This is a genomic window from Streptomyces sp. NPDC002790, assembly GCF_040295505.1.
In the GTDB taxonomy this organism is placed as follows: Bacteria; Actinomycetota; Actinomycetes; order Streptomycetales; family Streptomycetaceae; genus Streptomyces.
Window position 1 is genome coordinate 1 of the sequence record NZ_JBEOVM010000008.1, and the last position, 26,345, is coordinate 26,345.

General features: G+C 70.9%; 20 protein-coding genes, 2 tRNA genes and 1 pseudogene. 3 read left to right on the forward strand and 20 right to left on the reverse strand.

The window, feature by feature from the left end; genetic code table 11:
* Nucleotides 1-147: 147 nt before the first annotated feature.
* The 4 genes and pseudogenes from ABT004_RS06830 to ABT004_RS06845 form a co-directional block, all read right to left on the reverse strand.
* Nucleotides 148-413: pseudogene (locus ABT004_RS06830) on the reverse strand (DUF4235 domain-containing protein).
* Nucleotides 410-886, reverse strand: coding sequence for a DUF3618 domain-containing protein (locus ABT004_RS06835; protein WP_351332009.1), 477 nt, complete (start codon nt 884-886; stop codon nt 410-412). The pseudogene ABT004_RS06830 and the gene ABT004_RS06835 overlap by 4 nt, the downstream one beginning before the upstream one ends.
* Nucleotides 883-1,302 carry a phage holin family protein gene (locus ABT004_RS06840; protein WP_351332011.1) on the reverse strand — a complete coding sequence of 140 codons (420 nt, stop codon included), beginning with the start codon at nt 1,300-1,302 and terminating at the stop codon, nt 883-885. Before ABT004_RS06840 ends, ABT004_RS06835 begins: the two co-directional genes overlap by 4 nt.
* Nucleotides 1,303-1,358: 56 nt before the next feature.
* Nucleotides 1,359-2,399, reverse strand: coding sequence for a YihY/virulence factor BrkB family protein (locus tag ABT004_RS06845; RefSeq protein WP_351332013.1), 1,041 nt, complete (start codon nt 2,397-2,399; stop codon nt 1,359-1,361).
* Nucleotides 2,400-2,597: 198 nt separating this feature from the next.
* Between ABT004_RS06845 and ABT004_RS06850 the strand changes: the two genes are divergently transcribed.
* Nucleotides 2,598-3,554, forward strand: a complete 957-nt coding sequence (locus tag ABT004_RS06850; RefSeq protein ID WP_351332016.1) for a TauD/TfdA dioxygenase family protein — start codon at nt 2,598-2,600, stop codon at nt 3,552-3,554.
* Between the two features lie 200 nt (nt 3,555-3,754).
* On the opposite strand, the gene ABT004_RS06855 is transcribed toward ABT004_RS06850, so the two are convergent.
* The 12 genes from ABT004_RS06855 to ABT004_RS06910 form a co-directional block, all read right to left on the reverse strand.
* Nucleotides 3,755-4,537: a TetR/AcrR family transcriptional regulator gene (locus ABT004_RS06855; RefSeq protein WP_351332018.1), complete on the reverse strand. Its 783-nt coding sequence runs from the start codon at nt 4,535-4,537 to the stop codon at nt 3,755-3,757.
* A gap of 88 nt (nt 4,538-4,625) precedes the next feature.
* Entirely contained in the window at nt 4,626-6,128 is a 1,503-nt protein-coding gene (locus ABT004_RS06860; protein WP_351332021.1) for an MFS transporter, read from the reverse strand.
* 76 nt (nt 6,129-6,204) lie between these two features.
* Complete coding sequence (locus ABT004_RS06865) at nt 6,205-8,400, reverse strand: glycosyltransferase family 39 protein (RefSeq protein WP_351332024.1); 2,196 nt, start codon at nt 8,398-8,400, stop codon at nt 6,205-6,207.
* Entirely contained in the window at nt 8,397-9,764 is a 1,368-nt protein-coding gene (locus tag ABT004_RS06870) for a bifunctional glycosyltransferase family 2/GtrA family protein (protein WP_351332026.1), read from the reverse strand. Before ABT004_RS06870 ends, ABT004_RS06865 begins: the two co-directional genes overlap by 4 nt.
* Before the next feature lie 241 nt (nt 9,765-10,005).
* Nucleotides 10,006-11,511 (reverse strand): HAMP domain-containing sensor histidine kinase, encoded by a 1,506-nt coding sequence (locus tag ABT004_RS06875; RefSeq protein ID WP_351332273.1) that lies wholly within the window; start codon nt 11,509-11,511, stop codon nt 10,006-10,008.
* A 59-nt stretch (nt 11,512-11,570) separates the two neighbouring features.
* Nucleotides 11,571-12,326 carry a response regulator transcription factor gene (locus ABT004_RS06880; RefSeq protein ID WP_351332028.1) on the reverse strand — a complete coding sequence of 252 codons (756 nt, stop codon included), beginning with the start codon at nt 12,324-12,326 and terminating at the stop codon, nt 11,571-11,573.
* A 93-nt stretch (nt 12,327-12,419) separates the two neighbouring features.
* Nucleotides 12,420-13,331: an amidohydrolase family protein gene (locus ABT004_RS06885; protein ID WP_351332031.1), complete on the reverse strand. Its 912-nt coding sequence runs from the start codon at nt 13,329-13,331 to the stop codon at nt 12,420-12,422.
* Nucleotides 13,324-13,689, reverse strand: coding sequence for an antibiotic biosynthesis monooxygenase family protein (locus tag ABT004_RS06890; protein WP_351332033.1), 366 nt, complete (start codon nt 13,687-13,689; stop codon nt 13,324-13,326). The genes ABT004_RS06885 and ABT004_RS06890 overlap by 8 nt, the downstream gene beginning before the upstream one ends.
* Nucleotides 13,690-13,753: 64 nt before the next feature.
* Entirely contained in the window at nt 13,754-14,626 is an 873-nt protein-coding gene (locus ABT004_RS06895; protein WP_351332275.1) for a DUF2797 domain-containing protein, read from the reverse strand.
* 104 nt (nt 14,627-14,730) lie between these two features.
* A tRNA-Arg gene (locus tag ABT004_RS06900) sits at nt 14,731-14,803 on the reverse strand.
* Between the two features lie 836 nt (nt 14,804-15,639).
* Nucleotides 15,640-16,557 (reverse strand): phosphotransferase, encoded by a 918-nt coding sequence (locus ABT004_RS06905; RefSeq protein ID WP_351332035.1) that lies wholly within the window; start codon nt 16,555-16,557, stop codon nt 15,640-15,642.
* Between the two features lie 206 nt (nt 16,558-16,763).
* A tRNA-Ser gene (locus tag ABT004_RS06910) sits at nt 16,764-16,854 on the reverse strand.
* 165 nt (nt 16,855-17,019) lie between these two features.
* On the opposite strand from ABT004_RS06910, the gene ABT004_RS06915 reads away from it, so the two are divergent.
* Together ABT004_RS06915 and ABT004_RS06920 are read left to right on the forward strand one after the other, a co-directional pair.
* Nucleotides 17,020-17,460, forward strand: a complete 441-nt coding sequence (locus ABT004_RS06915; RefSeq protein ID WP_451191307.1) for an SSI family serine proteinase inhibitor — start codon at nt 17,020-17,022, stop codon at nt 17,458-17,460.
* A 194-nt stretch (nt 17,461-17,654) separates the two neighbouring features.
* Nucleotides 17,655-22,094 (forward strand): PAS domain-containing protein, encoded by a 4,440-nt coding sequence (locus ABT004_RS06920; protein ID WP_351332040.1) that lies wholly within the window; start codon nt 17,655-17,657, stop codon nt 22,092-22,094.
* Between the two features lie 104 nt (nt 22,095-22,198).
* Here the strand turns inward: ABT004_RS06920 and ABT004_RS06925 are convergent, their stop codons facing one another.
* The 4 genes from ABT004_RS06925 to ABT004_RS06940 all read right to left on the reverse strand — a co-directional run bounded on the left by ABT004_RS06925 (nt 22,199) and on the right by ABT004_RS06940 (nt 26,341).
* Entirely contained in the window at nt 22,199-23,851 is a 1,653-nt protein-coding gene (locus tag ABT004_RS06925; protein WP_351332043.1) for a long-chain fatty acid--CoA ligase, read from the reverse strand.
* 121 nt (nt 23,852-23,972) lie between these two features.
* Nucleotides 23,973-24,560 carry a SigE family RNA polymerase sigma factor gene (locus ABT004_RS06930; RefSeq protein WP_351332045.1) on the reverse strand — a complete coding sequence of 196 codons (588 nt, stop codon included), beginning with the start codon at nt 24,558-24,560 and terminating at the stop codon, nt 23,973-23,975.
* 222 nt (nt 24,561-24,782) lie between these two features.
* Nucleotides 24,783-25,949 carry a lipid-transfer protein gene (locus tag ABT004_RS06935; protein ID WP_351332048.1) on the reverse strand — a complete coding sequence of 389 codons (1,167 nt, stop codon included), beginning with the start codon at nt 25,947-25,949 and terminating at the stop codon, nt 24,783-24,785.
* The gene (locus ABT004_RS06940; RefSeq protein ID WP_351332277.1) at nt 25,946-26,341 is read right to left on the reverse strand and encodes a MaoC family dehydratase; all 396 of its coding nucleotides are present in this window, start codon (nt 26,339-26,341) and stop codon (nt 25,946-25,948) included. The genes ABT004_RS06935 and ABT004_RS06940 overlap by 4 nt, the downstream gene beginning before the upstream one ends.
* Nucleotides 26,342-26,345 lie beyond the last annotated feature (4 nt).

A 26,345-nucleotide genomic window follows, 5' to 3' on the forward strand; every position in this document is an offset into this window, starting at 1 on the left:
GACACCCTCCAGGACATGCTGCGGTGCTGGACCGGCATCTGCACCACCTGCGGCCGTCCGCTCACCAGAGCCAGAACCTAACGAAGCACTACTAGGGCCTGTCAGGTTGACGTGAGGCCGGCTCTGGGTTGTCGTCGTACCCGTTCCTCAGTCGGGCCAGGTGCCGGTCAGGCCGCGGGTGACGGTGGCGCCGCCCCGGTCGACGGCCGTCTTGACCACGGAGAAGATGGCGCCCTGCACCGCGGCGGCCAGGAGCACCTCTCGCCACGTGCGGTCCTCATCGGTGGCATCGGGCGCGTCGTCCTCTTGCCGGAGCACCTTCCAGGTCTTCTTGAACACCGCTCCGGCGATCAGCCGCTGGTGGCACCCAGGAGCAGTCCGACGGGCTTGTAGGCGATCTCGACGGGTTTCATCGACGGTGCCCCCTCCGGCGCCGCCGCGCGAGGACGGCGACGATCACGAGCGCCCCGGTGCCGCCCAACAGCCGCGCCCGGTTCCGTCGGGCGGCGCCCACGCCACGGTGCGCGGTGTCCGTGACGGAGCGGGGAGCCTTGTCCTGCACCAGGTGGCCCGCCCGGGTGGCGGTGGTCCGCAGCTGGTCCGTGGCGCGGGCAGCCCCGTACTTCACCGGCTCGGGGGCCTTGTCCTTGACGCGCCGCGCCGCATGGGCGGCCTTGTCGGCGACCTGGGTCCGCAACTCCGCGGTCTTGTCGTCCGCCCGCTGTTTGGCCTGCGCCGCCGTGTCCCGGGCGCGGGCCTTGACGTCGGCCTTGGCGGCCAGTTCCGACACGGTCTGCCCCAACTCCTCGCGGGTGTCCTCGATGTGCTCACGCAGTTCTTCCGCGCCAGGAGCGGACGTCTTCTCGGTGGACTTGTCCGGGGTCATCGGTGGGCCCTCTCCCTGATCTCGTCGATGTCGGCGGTGACGCTCTCGATGGTCTGCCGCGGCGCGGGAGGCGTGGCCCTGCGGAGCTGCTTCCTGCCCAGGGCCGCCATGACGGCAGCGATGATCAGCAGCACGCCGGTGATGACAAGCCCCGAGACCCACAGCGGCACGGCCAGGGCAAGAGCGGCGACGGCAGTGGCCACCAGCGCCTGGCAGGCGAGGAAACCGACCAGTCCCGCGCCGCCGAACATGCCGCCGCCGAAGCCGAAGCGCTTGGCCTTCTCGGCCGTCTCCATCCGCGCCAGCCGCATCTCGGAACGCATCAGCTCCGTCAGCTGCCGCGAGGCTTGCTGGACCAGCTCGCTCACCGGTGCCTCGCCCCGCGCGAACGCCGTGCGGTCGCCACTCGACTGCATGATGGTCTCCCCTCATCTCCTCAATCGGTCGGTTCAATCGGTCGGTCGAGTACCCGTCAGTCCATGTCCATGCGACGCCGGTCCTGCTCGTCCCACTTGGCCGTGTCACGCGGCTGCGCGTACGGCTCCTCCTCTGCCGGGTGGCCGCCTGCGATCGCCTTCTGCCGCACCGCCTCGGCGTCGAATTCAAGGCCGAGCAGAACGGCCAGGTTGCTCACCCACAGCCAGACCAGGAAGACGATCACGCCGGCGAAGGTGCCGTAGGTCTTGTTGTACGAGGCGAAGTTGGCGACGTAGAAGGCGAAACCGGCGGAGGCCACCAGCCACAGCACCAGCGACAGGAAGCTGCCCGGAGTGACCCAGCGGAAGCCACGCACCTTCGCGTTCGGGGTGGCCCAGAACAGAATCGCGATCATGGTGATGACCAGGAGGGCCACGACCGGCCACTTGGCGACCGACCACACCGTAAGGACCGTGTCACCGATGCCGAGCGCGGCGCCGGCCTCCTTGGCGAGACTGCCGGTGAAGACCACGATGAGCGCGCTGACGACGGCCAGGAGCATCAGCACCACGGTCACGCCGAGACGTATCGGCAACACCTTCCAGACCGGGCGGCCCTCGGGCATGTCGTACACGGCGTTGGCCGTGCGGATGAACCCCGCCACGTAACCGGACGCCGACCACACGGCCAGGGCCAGGCCGACCAGCGCCATGACAGAGCCGAGCCCGGCGTTTCCCTGCAACTGCTCGACTGCCCGGGTGATGATGTCCCGCACCGATCCGGGAGGCAGCTGCCTGACGTTGGCGAGCAGCTTGTCGGTGGCCGACTCGCCCGCGACGCCCAGCAGTGACACCAGCACCAGCAGGGCGGGGAAGAGCGAAAGCACGCTGTAGTAGGTCAGCGCCGCCGCACGGTCGATCAGCTCGTCGTCCTTGAACTCCTTGAGCGTCCCTCGCAGCGCGGCCCACCACGAGCGCTTCGGCAGCTGCGTCGGAGAGTCCGGAGAACGGCGCTCCACCTCCGGGTCCGGACCGAACCGCTCCTGCGCGTCCCGATCCTCGTGATCTTCGTGTCGGATGTGCGATAGACGATCCATCCCCGGCGAGTACCCCGGACCGCCGAGTCACCCCTTGACATGTCGCACGTATTGCCACGCATTGCAAGGTCGTGAAGCGCTCCCGAAGGACCTTGACCGGCTCTCGGACCGCTGGCCAAGCTCCTGTTCATGAGCGCCGCGGCCCGCCGCCCCGGCCGAAGCGGAAACCGCCCACCCACCCAGTGAAGAGGTCCCGCCATGACGTCCACCGCACCCACCGCGCCCGCCGTCACCGTCGAGAAGGTCGGTGGCCGGATCGGCTCCGTCGTCTCCGGGGTCCGTCTCGGCGGCGACCTGGACGAGGCCACCGTGGCCGCGGTCCGGGCCGCCATCGTGGAACACAAGGTCGTCTTCTTCCGCGACCAGGACCACCTCGACGCCGGGAGCCACGAGGCGTTCGCCCGCCTCCTCGGCACCCCGGTCGCCCACCCCACCGTCCCGTCCGTCGACGGCCGCTACGCGCTCGGCATCGACAACGAGCACGGCGGGCGCGCCAACCAGTGGCACACCGACGTCACGTTCGTGCCCGCTTACCCCGCGTTCTCCATCCTGCGCGCCGAGGTCGTCCCGCCGTACGGTGGCAACACCCTGTGGTCCAACACCGCGGCCGCGTACGCCGAACTCCCGGAGCCCGTCCGGGTGTTGGCCGACAGCCTGCGCGGTGTGCACACCAACGACTACGACTACGCGGCGGCCCGCCCGGAGGCCCCGTCCGAGGCGCTCCAACAGCACCGCAAGGTGTTCACGTCGACCACGTTCCAGACCGAGCACCCGGTCGTGCGCGTACACCCGGAGAGCGGCGAACGCACCCTGATCCTCGGCAACTTCCTGCAGAAGCTCACCGGGTTCAACGCCCGCGACTCACGCGCGCTGATCAACATCCTCCAGTCGCACGTCGAACGGCCGGAGAACACGGTCCGCTGGCAGTGGCGCGCCGGCGACGTCGCCATCTGGGACAACCGGGCCACCCAGCACTACGGCGTGGACGACTCCGACGCCCACACCCGCACCCTGCGCCGCGTCACCATCGACGGCGACGTCCCGGTCGGCGTGGACGGCCGCCGCTCCACGCTGCTGTCCCCCACGTCGGTCCCGGAACCCGAATACGGCATCGCCTCCGGCGCCTCCACGGACGGCGAGTTCGCGCAGCCGTAGGGGCCCCGCTCACGGGGCTCCGCCCCGGACCCCGCGCCTCAAACGCCGGCGGGGCTGAAAAGATCGCCTCAATCGCCGGCGGGGCTTGAAATACCAACCGTCGGCGAGCCTTGATCTAACAAGCCCCTGCGGCGATTGAGCAGGCCTTTCAACCCCCTGCGGCGATTGAGCAGCGGGGTCCGGGGCGGAGCCCCGTGGCGTCAAGTGTGGTGGGCCACCAGGGACTCGATGCCGGCGATCTGGAGGTCCAGGGCGACCTGGAAGTCCATGTCGCGCATCGCGTCCACGTCACCCCCCTCCTCCACCGCCTCCATCATCCGATCCGCATGCGAGAAGTCGTCCGCCATCTCCTCCGGAACGGAAAACGCCGCCATCGCCTTGTGGAAGTACTCGTCCTGCGTAAGCCCCACCTCGGCGCAGCGCTGCCGGAAGTGGCCCTCGATGGTGCCGTATCCGTACACGAACTGGAAGACGGACGAGACGGCGCCGCGCTGCTGCGCCAGCGTGAGGCCCGTGCGGGCGATGACCCTCTGTACCGCCCGCGAGAACAGCAGCGACTTCGGGCCGACGTTGAGGTAGTTGCCGACGAGCGGCGAGATCCACGGGTGCCGGACGAGCAACGTCCGGTAGATGGCGGCCAGTTCACGCAGCTGCGTCTGCCAGTCCGGCAGGTCCTCCGCGTCCGTGTCCGGGATCTCCAGCTCGCCGAAGGCCTGGTCGAGGGCGAGTTCGAGGAGGTCGTCCTTGGTGTCGACGTACCAGTAGACGGACATCGCGGTGACGCCCAGTTCGCCCGCGAGGCGCCGCATCGAGAACTTGGCGAGCCCCTCCGCGTCCAGGAGCCCCACCGTCGCCCGGGTGATCCGCTCCCGGTCGAGCCCGCTGGGCTGCTCGGCCCGCCGGCCGCGCGACGCTCTGGGCCTCGGCTCCACGGCGCCATCCGTGTCCTCGAGCCAGACGCTCATCCGCGCTGCCTTCGCCATGGCGTTCCTTCCCAGGGATTCCTCGTACGCGGGCGGATCGGGCCTGCGCACAGGACCGCTCCCCACCCGCACCGATGCTAAGCGGAAGTCACCGCTGCCGGTTCTCCGCTTGTTCCGCCCTGCGCAGCAACGCCGCCGCGAGCAGGCCGCCCGCGAGGACGGCGGCCGCGCCGGCCAGCTGGCTGGTCTCGAGACCTGAGGAGAAGGCTTCGCTGATACGGGCCTTCTCCCCGGCCGAGTCCGCCGCCGCGAGCGCCGCGGGGAACGAGGCCGCGGAGACCGACACGAGCGCGCCGAAACGGGCGTTCAGGACCGCGCCGAGCACCGCGACCCCCAGCCCGTTGCCGAACTCCGCGAGGGTGCCGTTGACCCCGGCGCCCACGCCCGCCTTCTCGGGCGGAATCGCGCTCATGATGGCGTTGGCCATCGCCGGCATCGCGAGCGCCATGCCCGCGCCCATGACGACCAGGCCGAGCAGCATGCCGCCGTAACCACCCCCGCCGAGCAGCGAGATGGCCGCGAGCCCCGCCGCCATGCACGTCATGCCGGACGCGATGGTGACCGGCGTGCCGAGCTTGCCGAGCAGCCGGGGGCCGACGCCCGTGAGGTTGAGCGCGACGACGGTGAGCGCCATCGGCGCGGTGCGCAGCCCCGCCTCCAACGGACCGTATCCGAGCAGGAATTGGAGGTGCTGGGTGAGCAGGAACAGCGAGCCGCCCATGCCGAAGGCGACGAGGATCGCGCCCGTCACCGCGCCCGTGAACCTCCGGTTCCGGAAGAAGTGCATGTCGAGCATCGGATACGGGATCCGCAGCTCCCACGTCACGAAGGCGGCCATGGACACGAGGCCGATCGCGGCCGAGACGAGGACGGGCGCGGAGGTGAAACCGTCGCCGGGGCCCGAGATGATCGCGTACACGATGCCGGTCATGCCGACGGTGGACAGCACCGCGCCGAGCAGGTCCGGGCGGTCGCCGAACGGGTTCTTCGACTCGGGGACCAGGGCGAGCACGGCGACGAGGCCGATGAGTGCGACCGGGATGTTGACGAGGAAGATCGAGCCCCACCAGAAGTGGTCGAGCAGCACGCCGCCGACGAGTGGACCGACGGCGAAGCCGATCGTGCTGACCGTGGACCACAGGGCGATCGCCTTGACGCGCTCGGCCTCGCTGAAGATCTGTACGACGACGGCGAGCGTCGACGTCATCATCAGCGCGCCGCCGACGCCCATGCCCGCGCGGGCCGCGATCAACTGCCCCGTCGAGCCCGCGAACGCGGCGGTCAGCGAGCCGACGCCGAAGATCGCGAGGCCCGCCGCGAGCATCTTCTTGCGGCCGTAGCGGTCGGAGGCGCTGCCCGCGGTGAGCAGCAGGCCGGACTGGACGAGCGAGTAGGCGCTGATCATCCACTGGATGTCGGACGTCGAGGCCTCCAGCTCCCTGGTGAGGGAGGGGATCGCGACGTTCAGGACGGTGTTGTCGAGCAGCACGGTCAGCTGGGCGAGGCAGATGACGCCGAGGATGAGCCAGCGCTGGGGGTGACCCGCGGTGACCTGGGGTGCCTGGGTGGCCGGGTCGGCCGTGGGGGCCATGGGCACTCCTCTACGGTGCATGGGCTGAAGTTTCCCATACACCGTAGAGGATGTGTTGTACGCCGTACAACCGCTTTTACTTGGGCTGGGTCAGGTCGTAGAACGTACTGCTGCCGACCGTCACCAACTTGAAGTTGGCCTCGACCCACTTCGTGATCTTCGTCGACGTGCCGGAGCTGGAGCCGCCCATGCCGCCGCCACTGGATCCGCTGCCGATGAAGTAGTGGATCCTGCCGTCCTCGACGTACTGCTTGAACTGGGCGAGCGTCGGGGACGGGTCGGTGCCGTTGAAGCCGCCGATCGCCATCACCGGGTCGCCGGTGGCCAGTTGGTAGCTCGACTGGTTCTGCGAGCCGATCGTGGCCGCGGCCCAGGTGTAGTCACCGGCGTTCTTCTGGAGCAGCTTCTTGGCCTTGCTGCTGACCGTGGCGCCGTTGAGGAGGCCGCCCATGCCGCCGCCTCCGCCGCCGCCCTTGCCACCGGCCTGAGCACCGGTCTTGCCACCGGCCTGAGCACCGGTCTTGCCACCGCCGGGCATGCCGCCCTGCTGCTTGGAGCCCTGCTTCTGGCTCTGGCCCGGCGTTCCGCCACCGGGGAAGCCCTTGCCGCCGCCGGTCGGGGGTTGCCCCTGCGCCATGCCTCCTCCGGCCTTGCCGCCCTGCTTGCCCGGCATCCCGCCGGGACCGCCGCCCTTGCCGCCGCCACCGGGCCCACCACCAGGGCCGCCCATCATGCTGGACCCGGAGGGCCCCGCCGTCACGATCGACCCGGTGTGCCCGGTGTTCAGCGTCGAGATGGTGTACGCGGTGGGGGCGGCCAGCGAGGCGAGCAGGCCCAACACGGCGGCCCCGAGCGCGAGTTGACGGTTGAGCCGGCCCGCGAGAGCGAGGCCCGCACCCGCCACGAGGCCACCGATCAGCACGACCCAGCGCAGCCACGGCAGATAGTCCGACGTCCGGCCGAGGAGTACGTACCCCCACACGGCCGTCGCCACGACCGAGGCGCCCAGCGTCACCGACCACGCGAGCCGCGCCCGCTCCTCCCACAGCACGGTGGCGCCCATGCCGATGACGGCCGCGAGATACGGGGCCAGGGCCACCGTGTAGTACTGGTGGAAGATGCCGGCCATGAGGCTGAACGTCAGGCCGGTCACCAACAGAGAGCCGCCCCAGGCGAGGAACGCGGCGCGCGCCGTGTCGGTGCGCCTGGCCTTCCACGTCAGGACCACGCCCGCGACGAACAGGATCAGCGCGGCGGGGATCAGCCACGAGATCTGGCTGCCGATCTCGGAGTTGAACATCCTGGTGAGGCCGGTCTCGCCCCACTGTCCCGTGCCGCCGCCCGCGCCGCCGCCACCGCCACCGCCACCGCCACCGACGGAGCCGGCCTCGTCGCCGTTGATGCGGCCGAGTCCGTTGTAGCCGAAGGTCAGTTCAAGGAACGAGTTGCTCTGGGAGCCGCCGATGTACGGCCGCGAGGACGCGGGCCACAGCTCGACGATCGCCACCCACCAGCCGCCCGCGACGATCATCGCGACGGCGGACAGGGCGAGTTGACCGAACCGCTTGCGTACTCGTACCGGCGCGAACACCGCGTAGAGCACCGCCAGCGGCGGCAGGACCAGGAAGGCCTGCAAGGTCTTGGTGAGGAAGGCGAGGCCGACGGCGACGCCCGCCCAGATCAGCCACTTGGTGCGGCCGTGCTCCATGGCGCGCACGACGCAGTACACCGTGGCGGTCATCAGGAGCGCGAGCAGCGCGTCCGGGTTGTTGAAGCGGAACATCAGCGCGGCGACCGGAGTCGTCGCGAGGACCACCATGGCGATCAGGCCCGCCGCGGCGCTGAACCGGCGGCGTACCGCCCTGTACAGGAGACCGGCGGTGGCCACGGCCATCAGGGCCTGCGGAGCGAGGATCGCCCACGAGTTGAGGCCGAAGAGCCGCACCGACAGGCCCATCGGCCACAGCGCGGCCGGCGGCTTGTCGACGGTGATCGCGTTCGCCGCGTCGGACGAGCCGAAGAAGAACGCCTTCCAGCTCTCGCTGCCCGCCTGGGCCGCCGCCGAGTAGAAGGAGTTGGCGTAGCCGGAGGCGGAGAGGTTCCAGAAGTAGGCGGCCGTGATCACGAGGAGCATGCCGAGGAACGCCGGGCGGGCCCAGCGCGGGTCCTCGGGCCTGCCGCGCCACACGCGCGTAGGGAATGCCGCCCGGGGAGGCGACTCGGCGGGAGGCGCGGGAGGCGCCTCGTACGAGGGTCGGGTGTCTGTGGTCATCGCTGGGTCGTCCTTGCCTGCGGAACCTCGGAGTTCCGTACGGGGATGGGGGCGGGCTCGGGGGTGCTCCGGTCGGCTGTCCGGTCGGCGGATTCGGACCGGTCCGAGAACACCCACGCCCGGAAGAGCAGGAAGCGCAGGATCGTCGCCGCGAGGTTGGCCGCGATCAGCACGATCAGCTCGGTGGAGTGCGCGGGCGCGCCGGAGGCCGTCTGAAGCGCGGCGAGCGAGCCGGCGGTCAGGGCCCAGCCGATGCCGAAGACGACGATGCCCTGGGCCTGGTGGCGTACGGCCTTGTCCCGGCCGCGCACCCCGAACGTCAGACGCCGGTTGGCCGCCGTGTTGACGATGGCCGAGACGAACAGCGCGGCCGCGTTGGCGACTTGCGCGCCCGAGAACGAGCGGAAGCCCGAGTACAGCAGCAGATACAGCAGCGTCGACAGGCCGCCGACGACGCAGAAGCCGAGCAGCTGGCGGGCGAGCCCCTTGGGCACGTCGGTGAGCCGCCGGTCACGCGGGTCGTCGCCGAAGGGGCGCGCGAGCCGGTCGAGGGGGAGCGAGCCGGTGGCGAGCGCCTTGCCGACGCGCCAGACGCCCTTGAGGTCGTCGGTCGCCGTCTTGACGATGTGCACGGTCGAGTTCGGGTCGTCGACCCAGTCGACGGGCACCTCGTGGATCCGGAGCCCGGCCCGCTCCGCGAGCACCAGCATCTCGGTGTCGAAGAACCAGCCGGTGTCCTCGACCAGCGGCAGCAGTACCTGCGCCACGTCGCGCCGGATCGCCTTGAACCCGCACTGGGCGTCGGAGAAACGGGCTTGCAGGGAGCCGCGCAGAATGAGGTTGTACGTGCGGCTGATGAACTCGCGCTTCGTGCCGCGCACGACCCGGCTGGCGCGGGCGAGCCGGGAGCCGATCGCGAGGTCGGAGTGCCCGGAGATCAGCGGCGCCACGAGCGGGAGCAGCGCGTTCAGGTCGGTGGACAGGTCCACGTCCATGTACGCGAGGACCGGCGCGTCGGACGCCGACCACACGGTGCGCAGGGCGCGCCCGCGGCCCTTCTGCTCGAGGCGGAAGTACGTGGCCTCCGGCAGTTCGGCGGCCAGTTCGTGCGCCACCTCGGGCGTGCTGTCGGTGGAGGCGTTGTCCGCGACGGTGATGCGGAAGGGGTAGGGGAAGGTGCGGACCAGGTGGTGGTGCAGCCTGCGCACGCACTCACCGAGGTCCTTCTCCTCGTTGTAGACGGGGATGACAACGTCCAGGACCGGCACATCGCCGCTGCCGGCAGGGAGGTGCTCCCGCGCCGGCAGCGCCCCGAACCTCGCGGAGACGGTGGGGTCAATGCCCGGAGAAGAGTCGGTTCGCATACCACCGACATTCACCAACTGCCCTGTTAGGGCTGTGTGGTGAGGCTTTGCCCCGCCTGTGAGTCCATCCCCAACAAAAACCAAGCCGCGTTGGGACGATGACCGGGCAACATCAAGCCCCGCACTCGAGCCAGAGGCTACGAGGGCCGGGCAACGTCAAGCCCCGCTCCTGGACGAGAGGCTACGAGGCCCGGGCAAATTCAAGCCCCGCCGGCGATTGAGGCGCGGGGTCCGGGCAAATTCAAGCCCCGCCGGCGATTGAGGCGCGGGGTCCGGGGCGGAGCCCCGCGTCGTCAACCCCGGGACCCGCCACGAACCCGGCCGCGTACGCCGGCAAGTGCACCGTGAACACGGTCCGGCCGACCACACTGCCCACCGTCACCGACCCCCCGTGCGCCGCCGCAACGGCCTGCACGATGGCCAGCCCAAGCCCCGTGGACCCCGCCTTCCGAGACCGCGAGGAGTCGCCCCTCGCGAACCGCTCGAAGACCCGCGGCAACAACTCCTCGGGGATACCCGGCCCATCGTCCTGCACGTCGAGGCAGACCCACCCACCCTGCCGATGCACGCGCGCGGTCACCGTGGTGCCGGGCGGCGTATGCGTACGCGCGTTCGCGAGCAGGTTGACGAGGACCTGATGCAGCCGCGCGGAATCGGCCAGCACGGCGGCCGGCTCGTCCGGCAGCTCCAGACGCCACTCGTGCTCCCGGTCGGCGGCCCGCGCATCGCTGAGCGCGTCGACGACCAGCGGCGACAGATCCGTCGGCTCGTACGACAGCGGTCTGCCGGCATCGAGCCGGGCGAGCAGCAGCAGGTCCTCGACGAGCCCGGTCATCCGGTCCGCCTCGGACTCGATGCGGCCGAGCGCGTGCCGGGTGTCCGGCCCCGTCTCCTCGCGACCGCGCCTGGTCAACTCGGCGTAGCCGCGGATGGAGGCCAGTGGCGTACGCAGTTCATGGCTGGCGTCCGCGACGAACTGGCGCACCCGCATCTCGCTCTGCTGGCGTGATTCGAGGGCGCCGTGCACATGGTCGAGCATGCGGTTGAGCGCGGCGCCGACCTGGCCGACCTCGTTCCTGGGGTCGGCCAGGGACTCCGGGACGCGTTCGTAGAGGGTCACCTCGCCGCTGTGCAGCGGGAGTTCGGAGACCCGGGTCGCGGTCGCGGCGACGCGGCGCAGTGGCCGCAGGTTGACGCCGACCATGATCGCCCCGGCGGCACCGGCCGCGACGAGGGCCGCGGCGGCGACGAGCAGCTCGGTGGCGATGAGCTTGTTGACGGTGGAGTCGACCTGGTCGGTGGGGCGGCCCACGTAGTAGTCGCCGTTGGAGCCGGAGACGTACTGGACGCGGTAGCTGCCGAGACCCGGCAGGTCGACGGTGGTGGGCTGGGTCCTGTCGTGACTCTGAGGGACGTCGTCCAGGGCGTCGAGCACGTCCTGGGACAGCCCGTCGGTCTGGATCTGCCCGCCGCCCGCGGTGTTCGTTCCCTCGACGCTGACCTCGCCGTCGGTGGCCTTCCCGCCGCTGACCTCCGCCCCGAGGGTCCCCGCGGGGGAGCCCATCGTCACGAAGGCCAGGTCGCCGAATTCCTGTTGGCCACGGGGCCCGGACCCGCCGGGAAAGTCACCCTTCGGCCCGCCGGCCCGCATCGCTATGCCGGACACCTGCTTGTCGAGCTCGTCGTACAGGTACGAGTGCAGCGAGACGGCGGACACGACTCCGATCACGGACGCCACGACGGCCATCAGCGCGACGGCCGTGACGACGAGCCGCGTCCGGAGCGTCTGAGGCCGGCCCCTGCGCTTCACGACGTCGTGCTGGCGGCCATGGCGGGCTTGATCAGATAGCCGGCGCCGCGCCGGGTGTGGATCATCGGCTCGCGCCCGGCGTCGATCTTCCTGCGCAGGTACGAGATGTAGAGCTCGACGACGTTCGCCTGCCCGCCGAAGTCGTAACTCCACACGCGATCGAGGATCTGCGCCTTGCTGAGCACGCGCCGCGGATTGCGCATGAGGAAGCGCAGCAGCTCGAACTCGGTGGCGGTGAGATGGATGTTGTCCCCACCCCTGGACACCTCATGGCTGTCCTCGTCCAGCATCAGATCGCCGACGGCGAGCACGGACTCGCTGCGCCGGTCGGCGGCGCCGGTCCTGCGAATGAGCCCACGCAGCCGCGCGACAACCTCTTCGAGGCTGAACGGCTTGGTGACGTAGTCGTCGCCACCCGCCGTGAGCCCCGCGATCCGGTCCTCGACGGCGTCCTTGGCGGTCAGGAAGAGAACGGGCACTTCCGGCAGCTCGCGGCGCATCCGCCCGAGCACGCTGAGCCCGTCCATGTCCGGCAGCATCATGTCGAGCACGACGGCGTCGGGCCGGAACTCGCGGGCCGTCTGCATGGCCCCCGTCCCGTCCCCCGCGGTGCGGATCTGCCAGCCTTCGTAGCGCAGGGCCATGGACAACAGCTCGGTGATGGACTGCTCGTCGTCCACGACAAGCACCCGGACGGGGCTTCCGTCCGGCCTCAGCAGTTCGGTACGCCCCTGGGGCGAGGTCGCGGTCATGGCGCAAGCTTGCGACGCGCCTCTGAGAGCACCCTTTCCCGTACCTGTGAAAACTCTGAGAAACGAATCCGAGAAACGAACAAGGGGCCGTGCTCAGTAGAGCCCGAACAGCGTTGCGGCATTGTCCCTGCACACGGCCCGCACCCAGTCGTCCCCGAGGCCGAGCCGCTCGATGGCCTCCAGCTGGTGCAGGTACGGATACGGGATGTTCGGGAAGTCGCTGCCGAGCAGCACCCGGTCCCCGAGGTCGACGAGCCGCCCCAGCTCGTCCCTGGGGAATGGGGAGTGCCGCTCGACGAAGTCGGTGAACGCCATGGTCGTATCGAGCCGCACCTGCGCATACCGCTCGGCGAGCGCGAGGAAGTCGGTGTACTCGGGCATCCCCATGTGCGCGACGACCAGCGGCAGCCGCGGATGCCGGGCGAGCAGCCGCGCGATCGGCTCGGGCCCGGTGTGCTTTCCGGGCGCGGGCCCGGACCCGCAGTGCGCCACGATCGGCACCCCGGCCTCGGCGAGCAGCCCCCACACGGGATCGAGCAGCGGATCGTTCGGGTCATAGGCACCCACCTGCACATGCGCCTTGAACACCCGCGCCCCCGCGTCCAGGGCATCGCGCACATACGCCTCGACGCCCGGCTCGGGGAAGAACGTGGCGGTGTGCAGACAGTCGGGCGTACGCGCGGCGAAACCGGCCGCCCACTCGTTCAGCCAGCGCGCCATGCCCGCCTTGTGCGGGTACAGCATCGACGTGAAGGCCTCGACGCGGAACTCCCGCAGCCGGGCCAGCCGCTCGCTCTCCTCCTCGCGGTACGTGATCGGCCACTCGGCCCCGACGAGCGGCCCGGCAGAGTCGAAGTACGCCCACACCTTGCGGAGCACGCGCTCGGGCATGAAGTGGGTGTGCACGTCGACGAGGCCGGGGAGCCGGTACCGGTCGAGGAACGCGGCGACCTGCTGGGGCTCGGAGTCGAGGCGGTCGCCGTGGTCGGGGCCGGGCTCAGTCACGCTCGAACCCCTGACTGCGCTCGACCTTGGCGACGTGCACGGTGTACCGCTCGTACCACTCGGCGCGGCCCTGCTTCTGCACGGCGCGGTGCTCGCCGACGGAGCGCCACTGCTCGATGGCGGCGGAGTCCCGGAAGTACGAGACGGTGATCCCGAGCCCACCGGGATTGCGTGCGGACTCGTGCCCCAGGTACCCCGGTATCTCCTTGACCAGCTCGTCCATCCGGTCGGCTGCCTCCCCGTAGCCACGGTCTCCCGGGGTCCGCACGGAGCTGAACACCACGACGTAATAGGGCGGTTCGAAGGCGGGCAACGGCCGGACTGCCGGCCCGTCAGTCGCATACGCGTGATCACTCATGTCCCTACGATCCCTCGTTCCCCGGCGTACCGGAAGGGAATGGACCAGCCGGTCGGCCGACCCGCTAGAAGAGCCCACCCTGCACCCCCGGAACTTCCCGCACCTCGAGCCTCGCCCCTCCGACCCCGCTCTCCCCCTGCGGCACCCGCTCCAACGGCCACCCGGCGAGCACCCGCGTATCGACGACGAGCCGCCGCTCTCCGCCGGCCTCCACGAGATGCAGATCGGGCCCGGCGGCGGCGACCACCCGCCCCGCGACGACGTCCCCTTCACCGAGCCCGCCCACGACGGCATCAACACGATCGATCCCGCCGAGCCCGAAAACCTCCCCGTGATCCACCACCTGCCACGGCAGCCGCTCCAACGATTCGGGCCACTGCTCGAGCCCCGCCGCGACGCCATGCACCCGCACCAACTCGGCGCCCCGCTCCTCGACCCCCGGCAACCCGCCCCGCACGGCCCGCTTCCTCTCGTACGGAATCCGGTCCGGCACCCCGAGCGCCACCCGCAGCAACTCCTCGGCCCGCCGCGCCGCCATCAGGGGCCCCCGCCCCAGCCATGTAAAGGCAACGGCCCCCTGCTCAAGCAGCCGGTCAGGGCCCCTCCGAGTGCCCGTGATCCCCACCTTCACGAGCCCATCCCCGAACCACGCCAAATACACGTGGTACGGCCGCGGGTCATCGGCGATGGTGTCCGCGGCCACGGACCGCGACCGGTCGATCGCGGCACACTCCGCGCACTGCGCCCGCGTCCCCCGCACCGGCACGGCATCCCGCCCGGGACAGACGGTCCACCGCCCCGACCGCCACACCCCGAGACACCGCCGCTCCCCACCGACCCGAAACGCGACGCCCTCCCCGAACCGCACCCCGCTCTCCCGCTCGGCCCCGCCGTCCCCCACCCACCCGAAGACCGGCCCGCCCCCACGCCACCGCATCCCGGTGCACCACCACGTCATAGAGCCAGGATGACGCACGCCACTGACAACACCCGAAAACGCAAGAGGCCCCGGACTCATCGTCCGGGGCCCTCTGACCAGTGTGCACTCGGCAGGATTCGAACCTGCAACCTTCTGATCCGTAGTCAGATGCTCTATCCGTTAAGCTACGAGTGCTTGCTTTTTTCTATTTTTCCTTGTCCCCGCTCCCGGCCTTTCGGCCCGTCCCGGCGACAAGAAGAACATTACATGACTGCCGCCGCCATGTGAAATCCGATTGCCCCACCTGGCCTGACCTGCGAAAACGCACTTCGAGGCAGTCAGCGGCCACCCCCGAAAAGCACCGAAGCCCTGGCCCCCAGGACCGTGTCTTCGGATCTTGCTGCGGAGACGCAGGGACCGCCCCTCGATGGGGGTAAACCCCACGCCGCATCAACAACGGTCTGCCCCTCGCCGAACGACCACGAGGGGTGACTCCCCCCAAGCACGTCATCGCAGGTCATTCAGAGAGGCTGGCCCACACCGGCGACTCGCGGCCAAGGGCGGCTGTGCCAGTCGCCTGCCATGACGAGGCACGTCGCCCCGAGGTATGTGGGACCCACAACGAACCCCTGTGATCAACTTTCGTCCGCCTAGCCCCGCCGCTAAGCGTCCCCCGCACACATCGACAGCCGGGGGGGGGATTATCGAGCGGGAGTGAAGACAGTGAGCCGCATGCCGAACACAACCGGCGAGGCCCTTCCTGGCGGCGACCTCTTGATCGTGATCGGGATCTGCATCCTCATACTGGCTGGGCTCGCCCTCTACTCCAACTGCCGGGGGCGCAAGTGAAGCCGCGCACACGCGTTGAGCGGACGCGGCCATGCTTGCGCGGACCGGGCGGTACAAGCATCGCGGCCTGCGCGACGCGCACCGGCTTCTACTCCTTGGGTCACCGCTCCCGAAGCCGGGTCAGGAGCCCTTCGTCGTCGACGTTGAAGCCTGATCGACCTGACGACCTCTCCTGAGAAGCACTAGGCATTCGCTCGGCGGAGACGTTCGTCTGCTTGTGCGCGGACGGCGTCACCGGACTTCGGGGGGTCGTCGTGCAGCGCCTCCCAGCGGGCATTGTGCGCCGCCGGCCACAAGCTGGCGGCCCACGCGATCTCCTGCTCCTCCACGGTGAAGCTACGACCTCGGAGATCCTGATAGGCCTCCAGGAACGCGGAAGAACTCTCGACCGGGGCCAATGTCGGCGGCGAGACGCTGGCGAACGCCCCGCACGCCGCACCCACCAGCGCCGCCTCCGGCTGCCACGCCAGGCTGTCCCAGTCGTGCACGGCCCACACGTCATCGTCGTGCCAGCGGAGGTTTTGCGCTTCGAAGTCGGCGTGGCCCAGCACGCACGGTAAGCCGGTGGCCAGCAGCCGCGTCCGGGCTCGCTCGGCTGTCTCGACGACATACTCAGGCACAGCGCTCTGGTCCCGCTCATCGAGGAAGTCGATGGCCGGCCACGTCCCTGAATCCGCATGGTCCCAACGCACCCAGCGCGGATTCGGCGGCGGCGCCGGGGTCACATCGGCGAGTTCGGCCATCAGCCAGGCGAACACCGCCGCGTAGCGCACAGCGACGTCCGGCGAGTTGCCGCCCAGCAGTTCCCCGCCTGCCCGAGACTCCTCGGCGTGTACGGCCAGCGCACCGACGCCGACCACGGGCGTGAGCGGCCGGGCGCAAGGAAACCCGCGTTCCGCCAACCGGGCCTGGGCGGCGAGACACGAAGCGGCCCGGCCGTCGGCCTCCCGCGCTTTCACCACGACGTCTCGTCCATCGACCAGCTTCAGCCCGAACACCGCCGATAGCGACCGCCGCTCGAACAGCACACTGGCCGGCTCGTTACCCAACTGGTCCACACACCAGCCGCCCAACCAGCGCGGCAGGTCGTCCAACGTCATAGCGGCGACTGTGCCATGTGCGTCGGGTGCAGCGAAGGCGATCAGACGAACCGCCTCACCCCGGCGAACAAATCTGGCCCAACTGGACACTCGGCGCGGTCACTGTCGGATGGCCCGGACGATCAAGGTTCCGATGTGCTGTGAATTCGCCCCGGAAACGACCGAGGGAGCCCATGCCGAATGACATGAACTCCCTGGTCAGCGTGCGGAGGCGGAGGGATTTGAACCCTCGATGGGGGGTAAACCCCAAACCGCATTAGCAGTGCGGCGCCATAGACCGGACTAGGCGACGCCTCCAGCGCAGCTCCCTCTCGCGGATGCGCGAGTGGGTGCGTGCAGATGATGACACAGCTGAGCGGCGCGTCACCAATCGCCTCCTACGGTACTAGGAGGGCAGGCCACAGGGCAAAGCCGGGGGTGTCGGGCCGCAACGTCGGGGTGGGTACGGGCGTTGAACACGGCATGTTCATGCGCATCTCTTCTCGACTCATCGCCTCCGTCGGCTCCGTCGCGTCCGTCGTCGGCCCGCTCGCCCTCCTCGCGGCCACTCCCGTCGCCGCGCACGCGGACACTGGGCTCGATCACCTGACCGTCACCGTCGCCGACTCGGACAACGGCGGCGACGGGACGTACGAGCTGGAGTGTTCGCCGGTAGGCGGGACGCACTCGGATCCCGGCGCGGCCTGCGGGCGGCTCGGCGAGCTGGAGGCACAGGGCGTGGACCCGTTCGCCCCGGTGGCCGACGACGCGCGCTGCACCATGCAGTACGGGGGCCAGGCCACCGCCCGCGTCACCGGGACCTGGCACGGGCGCTTCGTCGACTCCTCCTACTCATTGAGCAACGGGTGCGAGATCGCCCGGTGGCAGCAGCTCGAGCCCGTGCTGCCTGCGACGGGGCCGTGACCCTCGGTCCCACGGTCACAGACTCGTGACTCGGCCCGCCCGGGATCCCCACATCCTCTACGTGGGCTCCGTCGCATCCGGCGCCTCGAGTTCAACCTCTGCCCGTAGACTCCCTCCCGTGATACGTCGTGGGCCACGAGGCAAGATGGTCCACGCGGTCGGCAAGTCGCAGTAATCAGGGAGGAACCGTCGTCGTGAGCAGCAGGCCATCCCGAGGCGCTGCTCGCCTCGCAGCCATACTTGACGCGCTTCCGGACGGGTTGTTGCTCGTCAACACCAACGGAACCGTGGTCAACGCCAACTCCATTGCCCTGGAGTCCTTCGAGGCCCCGGGCACGGCACTTGTGGGGCGCGGCCTGCTCGACCTCCTGCCCGAGTTCGACTCGCGGCTGATCCCCGGCTCCATGCGCCGGCCCGACACCGCGACCGACGAACGCGGGCGGACCAAGCCGACGCGGATGACCGCGCGCCGCACCGACGCCGTCGAGTTCCCCGTCGAGGTGACCTCCGCCAATCTCTCCGACGGCGCGCGCGAAGCGATGGATCCGTACGGCACCGGTGGCGGCCAGAGCTACAGCGGCTCCGAGCTGCTCATGCTCGTCGTACGGGACCTGTCGGGGACCGTCGACACCGAGGCCGAACTGGCCCGCTCGCAGCGGCAGACCGAGATGATTCTGCGCGCCGCGTCCGAGGGCGTCGTGGGCACCGACACCGACGGGCGGATCGTGCTCGTCAACCCTGCCGCCGCGCAGATCCTGGGCTTCCGGGCCAGCGATCTGGGCGGGCAGGAGCTGCATCCGCTCATCCTGCACTCGCGTCCGGACGGTGAACCGTTCCCGTACGAGGAGTCGCCGCTCGCCGACACGCTGCGCTCCGGGCGCAAGCACCGGGTGCGCGGACAGGTGCTGTGGGCCAAGAGCGGCGCGAAGGTGCCCGTCGACATGACGACGGCGCCGGTCCGCGACGGGGACCAACTGGTCGGCGCCGTCATGACGTTCGCCGACCGCCGTTCCGCCGAGAAGCAGGCCGTCGAGCACGCCGAGGAGATCGCCCGGCGCGACGAGGCCGCAGAGCAGGAGCGCGAGGAGCACGCCGCCGAGCTGCGGCGGGTCGGTGAAGAGGGCGCCGCCGAGCTGGCGCGGGTGCGCGAGGAGCTGGGCTCCGAGCTGACGTCCGTACGCGAGGAACTGGGCTCCGAGCTCACGTCCGTACGCGAGGCGCTGACCGGTGAACTCGCCGCCGTCCGCGAGCAGCACGCCGAGGAGCTGTCCGCCGAGAAGGAGCGGGGCGCCTCGCTCGCGGAGCGCGAGAAGGACCGCTACGAGGCTTTGGCCGCACGGCACACGCAGCTGCTCGCCGTGCTCGGGCAGTCGCTGCGCGGCCCGTTGGACGAGCTGCGCCGCGAGCTGAGCCAGCTCGCCGCGGACGACGCCGGCCAACTGTGGCCCGAGGCCAACCAGGTGCTGCACCACCTGGCCGCCGGGTACTCGCGGATGACAACGCTCGTCGACAACGTGCTGGCCTATCAGACCTTGGACGAGGGCGGTTCCCTGCTCTCCCGTACGAAGGTCATGTTCGACGCCGTCGTGGCCGCCGGTGTCGACGGGGCCGTCGAGCTGATCGGGCCCGGCCGGGTGCAGTTCGCCGTGCACGCGCCGCCGATAGAGGCCGAGGTGGACGCTGGGCGGCTCGCGACCGCGCTCGCGCATCTGATCGCCGACGTCGCCGGGATCGACGCGACCGGCAACGCCCGGGTACCCGCTACCTCCGGGTACGTCGACTCGACCGTCGTCGTGGCCGCCGCGCAGCGGGGCGCGAACGTACGCATCGAGGTGCGCGGTCCCTACTCGGGCGGCGACCCGGTGCACGAGCCGATCGTGCACGGCATCGTGCGGGCGCACGGCGGTGTGCTGCAGACGCACGAGATGCCGGGGATGAGCGGCAGCGCGTACGTCCTCGAAGTACCGATCGGGACGGGGGCCGGGGTCGTTCCTGATGGTGGGGGCGTTCCTGCCGCCGGGGTCGTTCCCGGGGCCGATGGTGGTCTCGATCAGGAGGCGGGGCCCGATGAGGCTCCCGGCGGTGTGCCCGCCAACGTCTCCGTCGAGGGCTCCGAGGCCACCGATTCGCACGATGCCTCCGCCAAGGCGAACCCGAACCTTCCCGCGCAGGCCACCGGTGGCGGCAGCAGGCGCCGCAGGGCGCGGCGGGCCGCCGGGCCCTCGACGGACGCGTTCCTGGAGAGCAGCGTCTCGGGCGGTGGGCAGCCGGAACCGGCTCCCTCCAGCGGTACGGGCCGCAGGCGCGGACGACCTGCCCCGGAAGAGAACGCCGCCCGGGGCGCCGTGGTGACCTCGTCCGAACACGATGCGGCTTCCCCGACGTTGGGTGAAACGGTGCCGCCGCAGGGCGTGCCCTCGCCGACCGGGCGCAGGGCCCGGCGCGGCGGGCATCAGGAGCAGGCCGCCCTGCCCGCGCTGCCGTCCGGGTCCACCCCAGCGGACGAGCAGGGCGCCGAACCGGCTCAGGGCGAGCTGGAGTTGGCCGGTGCCGGGGCCCCGCAGCCCTCCGGGCGCCGAGGCCGGCGCGCGCTCAGCAACGCGCAACCGGCACAGGACGCGCAGGGCGCTCCGGCGGTGCGCGGGCAGCAGGCGAAGGAGCAGCAGGCGGGTCCGCGCGAGGTGTTCGCGCTGCCGCCCGCCGAAGCCGACCGCACGCCGGAGTACCGGGCAGAGGCCAAGGCCGAGGCCGAAGCGCGGGCCGAGGCGCAGGCGGGCGAACAGGCCGGTCGGCAGGCCGATGTGCAGCCCGCTCCCAGTGACGTACCGCAGGACGCCCCTCAGGAACGCGGCGCGCAGCCACAGCCGCAGCCCCTTCCGGTGCCGGACGAGGCGCACCAGCACGACACCGCCGAGGCGCACCCCTCCGCGGGCCACACGCCGCCGCAGCCGCACCCGGCGCAGCCAACTCCCGCCCTGGGTACGCCCACGACGGGTGGCGCGGGCGCCGCGCTGCCGCCGGAGAACAAGCCGGGGAGCGAGCCGGGTACGGAACCGGGTACGGAACCGGTCAGCAAGCCGGAGGAACCGGCGGCGGACCAGGACCTAGCCCAGGCCCCTGCCCCTGCCCCTGCCGCGATGCAGGCGAAGCCCCAGCCGGAACCCGAATCCGCGGCCCAGCCCGAACCCCAGCCGCAGACCGCCCCGGCCGACGAACCGGAAAGTGACCCGGCGGCCCCGGCCGAGAGCGCCCCGACCCCCGCCGCGGCCCAGCCGCTGCCCGCCGAGGCCCCGAAGCCGCAGGCTCAGGCTCAGGACCCGGCCCCTTCCGGTGACACGAACTCGACGCAGGGGCGGGCCTTCAGCGTGCGGACGCTGGGGCAGGGCGTGCCGTTCGGGCGCCAGGTCGCCTCGCAGCAGCGTCGTCCGCAGCCACCGGTCCAGCCGCTGCCGCCGCAGGCTCCGCCGAAGCCGGGCGCCGCGCCGCAGCCGAGCCCTGCGGCAGGCCAGACGCAGGGCCAGACACAGGGCGGCTCCGGCACCCTCGGTGGCTCCGGACGGCGCCGCAAGCTGTCCAACCGGCAGGAGAACCGCAAGGAGCAGCCGGACACCGGCAGCACCCCGCAGCCCCCGGCGCAGACCACCCCGCCGCCGAGCACCCGGGCCCAGGGCACCCCGCCCCAGGGCGCCGCTCCCGGCACGCCTCCGCAGGGCACCCAGGCCGGTGCCCAGGCCCGGCCGCACCCGCAGCAGACCCCGCTCCTGTCGCCGAACGCCTCCGAGGGCGGCGGTCGCGCCTACGCGATAGGCGCGCCCGACCAGGACGGCGTCGAGGGCCCGGAGCCGCTGGACGGCCCCGGCGGTGCCGTGGAGGTCGCGAACCGGCCGCAGCCGATGCCGATGGACGACGAGTTGCCGCCCGAGCCGCTCGACAACCCGCGCCGACTCCTCGTCTGGCCCGCGCCGGACGTGTCGACGCAGCAGGCGCTCAGCGACCGCGGCTACCGCCCGGTGACCGTGCACTCCCGTGAGGAGGTCGACGCGCAGATCGCGGCGTTCCCCGCCGCACTGTTCGTGGACCCGCTGACCGGGCCGATCACGCGGACCGCGCTCCAGTCGCTGCGCCAGGCGGCCGTCGCCGCCGAGGTGCCGGTCCTGGTGACCGCGGGCCTCGGACAGGCGACGCGCGAGGCCGCGTACGGCGCCGACCCCGCCGTGCTGCTCAAGGCGCTCGCCCCTCGGGACAGCGAGCAGCACCCGCCGCGGGTGCTGCTGATCGAGGAGCACGAGGAGATCGCGCTCGCCCTGACCGCGAGCCTGGAGCGGCGCGGGATGCAGGTCGAGCGGGCCGCGAACGACGCGGACGCGGTGGCCATCGCGTCCGAGCTGCGGCCGAACCTCGTGGTCATGGATCTGCTGCAGGTACGTCGCCGGCAGGCAGGCATCATCGACTGGCTGCGCGCGAACGGGCAGTTGAACCGCACTCCGCTGGTCGTCTACACGGCCGCCGTGGAGCCCGCCGAGCTGCCGCGGCTCGCGGCGGGGGAGACGGTGCTGTTCCTGGCGGAGCGGTCGACGAGCACCGAGGTGCAGGGCCGGATCGTGGACGTACTGGCGAAAATCGGCACGAACTGAATCTCGAGCCCTGAATTTCGGGTCCTGAGCCTCGGGCTCCGAGCCTCAACACACGTACGGGGGCGGCCCTTTCGAGCCGCCCCCGTTTCACGTGAAACAGGCCGTCACAGCCTGGTGACGTCCAGGTCCCCCTCCGCGTACTGCTTGCGCAGCACCTTCTTGTCGAACTTGCCGACGCTGGTCTTCGGGACCGCAGGGATGATCGTCCAGCGCTCCGGCAGCTGCCACTTCGCGACCTTCTCGGCGAGGAACGAACGCAGCGTCTCGAAGTCGGCGCTCGCCCCCTCCTTCAACACCACCGTGGCGAGCGGCCGTTCGCCCCACTTGTCGTCGGGGACGGCGACGACCGCGGCCTCGGCGACGTCCGGGTGGGACATCAGCGCGTTCTCCAGGTCGACGCTGGAGATCCACTCACCGCCGGACTTGATGACGTCCTTCGCGCGGTCGGTGAGCGTGAGGAAGCCGTCGGGGCTGATGGTGCCGACGTCGCCGGTCTTCAGCCAGCCGTCCTCGCTGAACTTGTCCTCCGGGCGCAGCACTTCATTGCCGGAACCGCCGTAGTACGCGCCCGCGATCCAGGGGCCGCGCACCTCCAGCTCGCCCGCGGACTCGCCGTCCCAGGGCAGTTGCTCGCCGCCGGGGCCGGTGAGCCGCCCCTCGACGCCGGCCGGGAAGCGGCCCTGCGTGAGCCGGTACGCGAACTCCTCCTCGCTGCCCGGTGCGGCGCTCGCCGGGGGACGGGCGACGGTGCCGAGCGGCGAGGTCTCCGTCATGCCCCAGGCGTGGCAGACCCGCATGCCCAGGTCGTCGAACGCCTTCATCAGCGAGGGCGGACAGGCCGCCCCGCCGATGGTGACCTGCGTGAGCGTGGAGACGTCGCGCGGCTTGGCGGTGAGCTCGGCGAGCAGGCCCTGCCAGATGGTGGGGACGGCGGCGGCGTGCGTGGGGCGCTCGGACTCGATCATCTCGGCGAGCGGCGCGGGCTGCAGGAAGCGGTCCGGCATCAGCATGCTCACGCCGGTCATGAACGTGGCGTGCGGCAGGCCCCAGGCGTTGACGTGGAACTGGGGGACGACGACGAGCGAGGTGTCGGCGTCGGTGAGGCCCATCGACTGCGTCATGTTGACCTGCATGGAGTGCAGGTAGATGGAGCGGTGCGAGTAGACGACACCCTTGGGGTCGCCCGTGGTGCCCGAGGTGTAGCACATGGCGGCGGCCCGGAGTTCGTCCAAGTCGGGCCAGTCGTAGGTGGTCGGCCGGTCCGCGATCAGCTCCTCGTACTCGTGCACCTGCGCGGAGGCGCCGTCGAGTACGGAGCGGTCGCCGGGGCCTGACACCACGATGTGCTCGACCGTCGGCAGCTTCGAGAGCAGCGGGGCGATCATCGGGAGCAGCGAGCCGTTGACGAGAACGACCTTGTCGGCGGCGTGGTTCACGATCCACGCCAACTGCTCGGCGGGCAACCGCAGGTTGAGCGTGTGCAGGACGGCGCCCATGCACGGCACGGCGAAGTACGCCTCGACGTGCTCCGCGTTGTTCCACATCAGCGTCGCGACCCGGTCGTCCTCGCGCACGCCGAGTCCGTCGCGCAGCGCGTTCGCGAGTCGGTGCGCGCGTTCGGCGGCCTCGCGGAAGCTGCGGCGGTGCGGCTCGGCCTCGCCGGTCCACGTGGTGATCTGGGACGATCCGTGCACCCGCGCGCCGTGTTGGAGAATGCGGGTCACGGTCAGCGGTACGTCCTGCATCGTGCTCAGCACGGCGTCCTCCCGGTGGGCGCTACGGAGCAGTAAGGGTCCGCTGATTCTCACTGCATACCAGGCGGTATGTCACTAGTTCCCGGGATGATCGATCAGCGAATCACCCAGGATGCGCCGCTGGTCACGCCGTGTGCCGCAGTTCCGGGTCCTCGCGGAGCTTGCCGAGCGCGCGCGACACCGCGCTCTTCACGGTGCCGATGGAGACACCGAGCACCTGGGCCGTCTGGGCCTCGCTCAGGTCCTCGTAGTAGCGCAGGACGACCATCGCCCGCTGCCGCGCGGGCAGTTTCGTGATGGCGCGCCACATCGCGTCGTGCAGCGCCTGCTGCTCGGCGGGGTCCCCGGTCGGCGCCTCCCGGTGCTCCGGCAGCTCGTCGCAGACGAACTCGTCCACCTTGCGCTTGCGCCACTGCGAGGTCCGGGTGTTCAGCAGGGCCCTGCGCACATAGCCGTCGAGCGCCCGATGGTCCTCGATCCGGTCCCACGCGACGTACGTCTTCGCGAGCGCGGTCTGCAGCAGGTCCTCGGCGTCGCACGGGTTCGACGTCAACGACCGGGCGGTGCGAAGCAGCACCGGCTGGCGCGCCCTGACGTACGACGCGAACGACGGATACGCCGAGTACGCGGTGGTTGCCGGGCGCGGCCCCGCGTGGGTGCGCGGAGCGGTCTCGGAAGCGCTGGAGCGGACAGGCACCAGGGTTGCGGTCATGGCTCCACGCTATGAGCGCCCCCTACTTCCGGGGATCGGCCGGAGGTCCCGAAACGGCGTCCGCCTCAGGTTGTACGAGGGGTGCTGGCCCCACCTCCTGAAGGTGGAGTCGGAGGCGATGTCCCCTGGGGGACGGCCCTGACTCCCCTGTACGCGGAGGGCACGCGGAGGGCACGCGGACGACCCCGGCGCCTCCCCAGCGTACGGGTCCGCTCACCCGCTTCAGCCGTCCGACCCCAGGATCAGACCCGAGGTGGGGACCCCGGTGCCGGCCGTGACCAGAGCGGTGGCCGCGCCGGGTATCTGGTTCACGGCCGTGCCGCGCACCTGCCGCACGCCTTCCGCTATCCCGTTCATCCCGTGCAGATACGCCTCGCCCAGCTGCCCCCCATGAGTGTTGAGCGGCAGCCGCTCCTCCGCCACGAAGCCGGCCGCCTCGCCCGGCGGGCAGAAACCGAACTCCTCCAGCTGCATGAGCACGAACGGAGTGAAGTGGTCGTAGAGGATCCCCACGTCGATGTCGTCGGGGCCGATCCCGGCGGTACGCCACAACTGCCGCGCCACGACGCTCATCTCGGGCAGGCCCGTCAGCTCGTCCCGGTAGAAGCTCGTCATCTGCTCCTGCGCGCGGCCCGCGCCCTGCGCCGCCGCCCGGATCACCGCGGGCGGGTTCGGCAGATCGCGGGCCCGCTCCGCGCTGGTGACGACGATCGCCTGCCCGCCGTCCGTCTCCTGACAGCAGTCGAGCAGCCGCAGCGGGTCGACGATCCAGCGCGACGCCGCGTGGTCGGCGAGCGTGATCGGCTTCTCGTAGAAGTACGCCGCCGGGTTCGTCGCCGCGTACTTGCGGTCCGTGACCGCGACATGGCCGAACGCCTCGGGCGTCAGCCCGTACGTGTGCAGATAGCGCTGCGCCGCCATCGCCACCCAGGACGCGGGGGTGAGCAGCCCGAACGGCAGGTTCCAGCCGAGCGCCGCGCCCTCCGCCGAAGGCTCCCTGTGCTGCACGCCCGAGCCGAAGCGCCTACCCGAGCGCTCGTTGAACGCCCGGTAGCAGACCACCACGTCGGCCACGCCGCTCGCCACCGCGAGGGCCGCCTGCTGCACGGTGCCGCAGGCCGCGCCGCCTCCGTAGTGCACCCGCGAGAAGAAGGAGAGCTCTCCCATGCCCGCGGCCTGCGCCACGGTGATCTCCGGGCTGGTGTCCATGGTGAAGGTGACCAGGCCGTCGACATCGGACGGGGACAGGCCAGCGTCGTCGAGCGCCGCGTGCACCGCCTCCACCGCGAGCTTCAGTTCGCTGCGGCCGGAGTCCTTGGAGAACTCCGTGGCACCGATGCCGACGATCGCGGCCTTCCCGCCGAGCCGATCCTTGCCGTGCACACTCATGTCGCGCTCCCCTCGGGTACGACGACCGTGACGGTGCCGGTGACGTGACTGCCGATCCCGTTCCTGCCGACGATCTTCACCTGCGCCGTGTCACCCGCCACCTCGGTGATCGTGCCGCTCAACACCATCGTGTCGCCCGGGTAGTTGGGCGCCCCGAGCCGTATCGCGACCTTACGTAGGACGGCGTCGGGGCCGAAGCGGTCGGTGATGTAGCGCCCCACCAGGCCGTTCGTCGTGAGGATGTTCATGAAGATGTCGGGGGAACCCTTCTGGTGCGCCAACTCCGCGTCGTGGTGCACGTCCTGGTAGTCACGGGACGCGATCGCCCCGGAGACGATCAGCGTCCGGGTGATCGGGATCGTCAAGGGCTCCAGCTCGTCCCCGGCTTTCATCCCG